The organism is Ramlibacter sp. (assembly GCF_041916345.1).
In the GTDB taxonomy this organism is placed as follows: Bacteria; Pseudomonadota; Gammaproteobacteria; order Burkholderiales; family Burkholderiaceae_C; genus Ramlibacter.
In genome coordinates, this window is record NZ_JAYRZR010000164.1 from 1 (window position 1) to 4,134 (window position 4,134).

A 4,134-nucleotide genomic window follows, 5' to 3' on the forward strand; every position below is an offset into this window, starting at 1 on the left:
CCCGACCAGCGGGTGGCCGCTGCGCACATAGAAGGCTGCCGGCTGCTGGCCCAGGCGCTGGACATCCAGCGTCGCGTCCTGCGGCAGGCTGCGCGTGTCGGCGACGAAGAACTCGATGCGCTCGGCACGCAGTTGCTCCAGCAACTGCGCCCAGTTGCCGACCTCCACCCGCAAGCGAAGGTTGGGGTAGCGGCGGCGCAACTCGGGCAGCACCCGCGGCATCAGGGTGGCAGCCGGGAAAGGGCCGGCACCCAGCGCCGCGTCACCGAAGTTGCTTTGTGCGTAGAGCTCGGCGTCGCGCTGCAGGCAGCGCGCGTCGAACAGCAGGCGGCGCGCACGCTCGATCAGGAACACGCCGGCCGGCGTGGGTCGCAGCTCGCCCGCATCGCGGTCGAACAGGCGTTGGCCGAGAGCCCGCTCCAGCGCCTGGATGCTGCGGCTGAACGCAGGCTGGCTGAGGTGCACGCGCTCGGCCGCCCGCGCGAAGTGACGTTCATCGGCCAGCGCCACCAGGTGGGCCAGGTGTTTCAGGTCCATCATCTTGTCATGCTTCCACTGCATTGATTCAATGTCAACAATGCAATGGACGCATTTGCTCGCGATGCTTAGTCTCGCCCCCAGCCGCGCCACCAGAGTGCTGGCAGACACCAACGGAGACAAACCCATGAGTGCCCAACTGCAGAACGTGCTGATCGTCTGCGTCATGCTCGGCTTCGCGCTGATGGAGTTCGTGACGCGGCGCTACCAGGTCACGGTGCGCGCCACGTCCGACGACACCAAACTGGAACTGCTGCAGTTCCTCGCCCTGCTGGCCATCGCGCAGCCCACGGCCCTGCTGGTGACCAACCAGCTGTGCCTGAAGTTCATGCCCGAGCAGCACAACGCCCTGGCCGGCCTGCCCTGGTGGGCCATGTTCGGTGTGCTGCTGCTGGCCGACGACCTGACGCAATACCTGTGGCACCGCGCCTCGCACTCGCCCATGCTGTGGCCTTTGCACCGCGCTCACCACACGGCGCAGTACATGAGCATCCGCATCACCTACCGCAACAACTTCTTCTACTACCTGCTGATGCCGGGTTTGTGGATCGGGGGCGTGCTGATCTTTCTGGGTTTCGGCAAGGTCTACGGGTTGTACATCGTGCTGAAGCTGGTGGTGATTCTGGGGGCGCACTGCGCCTGGCGCTGGGACGAGCCGCTGTACCGCGTGAAGGCGCTGCGGCCGCTGATGTGGGTGGTGGAGCGCACCATCTCCACCCCGGCCACGCACTGGGCCCACCACGCGCTGACCAACGCCGACGGCGTGGGCCACTACAAGGGCAACTTCGGCAATTTCCTGTTCCTGTGGGACGTGCTGCTGGGCACCGCCCACATCACGCGCCGCTACCCCGAGAAGGTGGGCCTGCAGGACGACCTGGTCTATGGCCAGGAGCGCTGGTACCACCAGATGTTCTTCCCCCTTCTGCAGAGCAAGCGAGAACATTCCGCGCTGCGAATGGGTGGCCGTGTCGTGGCCGAGGAAGAGACGCGTTCGGATGGACCGGCGCCGCAGCAGACTTGAAGAAGTCAGGGCCGTTCACGACCCGTGAACCGACGGGTCAGATCGGGCGGCCGCCGCGCGGGTTCACCTTCACCGCCGCGAGGATGCCGCGCAGGATCTCGATGGGCGGCGGCGGGCAACCCGGCACCACCGTGTCGACCGGGATGACGTTGGCAATGCGGCCGCAGCTGGCGTAACTCTCGCCGAAGATGCCGCCGTCAGCGCCGCAGTCGCCCACCGCCACCACCAGCCGCGGCTCGGGCGTGGCGTCGTAGGTGCGGCGCAGCGCCTCTTCCATGTGGCGCGACACCGGCCCGGTGACGAGCAGCATGTCGGCATGGCGCGGGCTGGCGACGAAATGGATGCCCAGCCCCTCGATGTTGTAGTACGGATTGTTGAGCGCGTGGATCTCCAGCTCGCAGCCGTTGCACGAGCCCGCATCGACCTGGCGGATCGCCAGCGCCTGGCCGAGGATGGCCAGCAGTTCGTCGTGGATGCGCCGCACCTCGGCCTGCAGCGCCGCGTCGAGCGCCGGCGGCGGCTCGCTGACGATGCCGGTGCGAACGATCTGGCGAAGGATCTGCCACATCAGAGATCGACCCCCGAGTAGCTGAGGTTGAAGGACTTGTTGATGAGCGGGAAGTCCGGAACGATGTTGCCGATCACCGCATGCTCGAGCACCGGCCAGTTCTGCCACGACGGGTCGTGGCAGTGGCAGCGCTCGATGCGGCCATCGGCGCCCAGCGACAGCGCCACCAGCACCTCGCCGCGCCAGCCCTCGACCCAGCCCGCGCCCTGCACTGCGCGGCCAGGCAGTTCGATGGCGCCGGCGGTGCCGCCCTCGGGCAGGCGGACACAGAGCTCGCGGATCAGGCGCAGCGATTCGGCCAGCTCGTCGAACCGCAACGCCACGCGCGCCGCCACGTCGCCGCCCTGCTGCGTGGCGATGCGCGCCTGCAGCGTGCGGTACGGCTGCCACGCGTGGCCGTGGCGCAGGTCCACGGCCTGGCCGCTGGCCCGGCCCGCCATGCCGGTCAGGCCCAGGCGCGCGGCCAGTTCGGGCACGACACGGCCGGTGCCCATGAAGCGGTCCTGCAGGCCCGCGTGTTCGTCGTAGATGTGGCGCAGCCGCTGCACCTCGCGCTCCACGTCATCGCACTGGCGCCGCTGTTCGTCGCGCAGCGACAGCGACACATCGCCGGCCACGCCGCCGGGTACCACCGCATCCATCATGAAGCGGTGGCCGAAGGCGCGTTGCGACAGCCGCTGCCAGTCTTCGCGCAGGCGCGAGAACTGCGCCAGTCCGAAGGCCAGGGCCGCGTCGTTGCCCAGCGCGCCGAGGTCACCGAGGTGGTTGGCGACGCGCTCGCGTTCGAGCATCAGAGCGCGCAGCCAGTCGGCGCGTTCGGGCACGGCCGTGCCGCAGCAGGATTCGAGCGCCATCGCGTAGGCCCAGGCATAAACCACCGTCGAATCGCCCGACACGCGCCCGGCCAGGCGGAAGGCCTGCAACGGCGCCAGCTCGGTGAAGCGCCGCTCGATGCCCTTGTGCACGTAGCCCAGGTGCTGCTCGAGGCGCAACACCTTCTCGCCGACCACCGAGAAGCGGAAGTGCCCCGGCTCGATGATGCCGGCGTGCACCGGGCCCACCGCGATCTCGTGCACGCCGTCGCCCTCGACACGCACGAAGGGGTAGTCGGCGGGCCAGGTGCCGGCGGCGGCTCCGGCAGGTGTCATGCCCGAGGCCAATGGCGCGGCCGCGGCCCACAGGCCGTGGTCGAGCCAGGGGCGGTGGTCGACGGCTGCATCGGCCTGCAGGCCGCCGAGGTCGGCCAGGCTTCGCTGCATGCGCGTTGCGCAAGCGAAGGTGGCCGAGAGGTCGGGGTAGCGATCCTCCGCGCCGGCCAGCGGCAGTTCGGCCCACAGCAGGCCTTCGGTGGTGGCGAAGGCGGCGCAGACCGACGGGCCGTCGCTGCCGTGGCGGCCCCACACCGAGAGCAGCCGGCCGTGCGCCTGTGCCACCTGCACGGCCAGCACGCTCCAGCCCGCGCGGTCCACACGCGCGTGCCAGATCGGCAGCGGCGCGGGGAGGCGCTGCAGCTCGAGGTGGAGATCGGCGAACACCATGGCCTCAATGCCCCAGCATGGCCGCGGCCTGCCGGTACCAGCCGTCGAGGTAGGGTGGGATGTACAGGCCCAGCATCAGCCCCAGGCTCAGGTGCACGAACACCGGCACCAGCGCCGGCGGATGCGCCAGCGGCTTGTGCGTCGTGTCGCCGAACACCATCGGCTGCACGCGGTGGAACACCGAGGCGAAGGCCAGGCCCAGCGCGACGAGCAGGAAGGGCGTGGCCCAGGCCTGCTCGCGCATCGCCGTGGTGACGATGAGGAACTCGCTGGCGAACACACCGAACGGCGGCATGCCCAGGATGGCCAGCGCGCCGAGCATCAGGCCCCAGCCCACCGTCGGACTGACGCGCACGAGGCCGCGGATCTCGTCCATGACCTGCGTGCCGGCCTTCTGCGTGGCGTGGCCGACGGCGAAGAAGATCGCCGACTTGATCAGCGAGTGCACCGTCATGTGCAGCAGGCCGGCG

5 protein-coding genes are annotated in these 4,134 nt (G+C 69.5%); 1 reads left to right on the forward strand and 4 read right to left on the reverse strand.

The window, feature by feature from the left end; all coding sequences use genetic code 11:
- Positions 1-540 (reverse strand): LysR family transcriptional regulator (locus tag ACE3T5_RS21290; RefSeq protein ID WP_374670114.1); only part of this gene is annotated, 540 nt, incomplete at its 3' end.
- Positions 541-664: 124 nt separating this feature from the next.
- Between ACE3T5_RS21290 and ACE3T5_RS21295 the strand changes: the two genes are divergently transcribed.
- A complete protein-coding gene (locus tag ACE3T5_RS21295) occupies positions 665-1,558 on the forward strand; it encodes a sterol desaturase family protein (RefSeq protein WP_293410553.1) in 894 nt (297 codons plus the stop codon).
- Positions 1,559-1,595: 37 nt separating this feature from the next.
- Here ACE3T5_RS21295 and ACE3T5_RS21300 read toward each other — a convergent pair whose 3' ends face one another.
- The 3 genes from ACE3T5_RS21300 to ACE3T5_RS21310 all read right to left on the reverse strand — a co-directional run.
- Positions 1,596-2,126 (reverse strand): NADH-quinone oxidoreductase subunit B family protein, encoded by a 531-nt coding sequence (locus tag ACE3T5_RS21300; RefSeq protein WP_374670115.1) that lies wholly within the window; start codon positions 2,124-2,126, stop codon positions 1,596-1,598.
- The gene (locus ACE3T5_RS21305; protein ID WP_374670116.1) at positions 2,126-3,664 is read right to left on the reverse strand and encodes a Ni,Fe-hydrogenase III large subunit; all 1,539 of its coding nucleotides are present in this window, start codon (positions 3,662-3,664) and stop codon (positions 2,126-2,128) included. The genes ACE3T5_RS21300 and ACE3T5_RS21305 overlap by 1 nt, the downstream gene beginning before the upstream one ends.
- A 4-nt stretch (positions 3,665-3,668) precedes the next feature.
- Positions 3,669-4,134: proton-conducting transporter membrane subunit (locus ACE3T5_RS21310; RefSeq protein WP_374670117.1), on the reverse strand; the 466-nt coding region annotated here is incomplete at its 5' end.

Coding starts and splice junctions, on each gene's coding strand:
- ACE3T5_RS21295 (WP_293410553.1), top strand. CDS start 665: ATGAGTGCCCAACTGCAGAACGTGCTGATCGTCTGCGTCATGCTCGGC.
- ACE3T5_RS21300 (WP_374670115.1), bottom strand. CDS start 2,126: ATGTGGCAGATCCTTCGCCAGATCGTTCGCACCGGCATCGTCAGCGAG.
- ACE3T5_RS21305 (WP_374670116.1), bottom strand. CDS start 3,664: ATGGTGTTCGCCGATCTCCACCTCGAGCTGCAGCGCCTCCCCGCGCCG.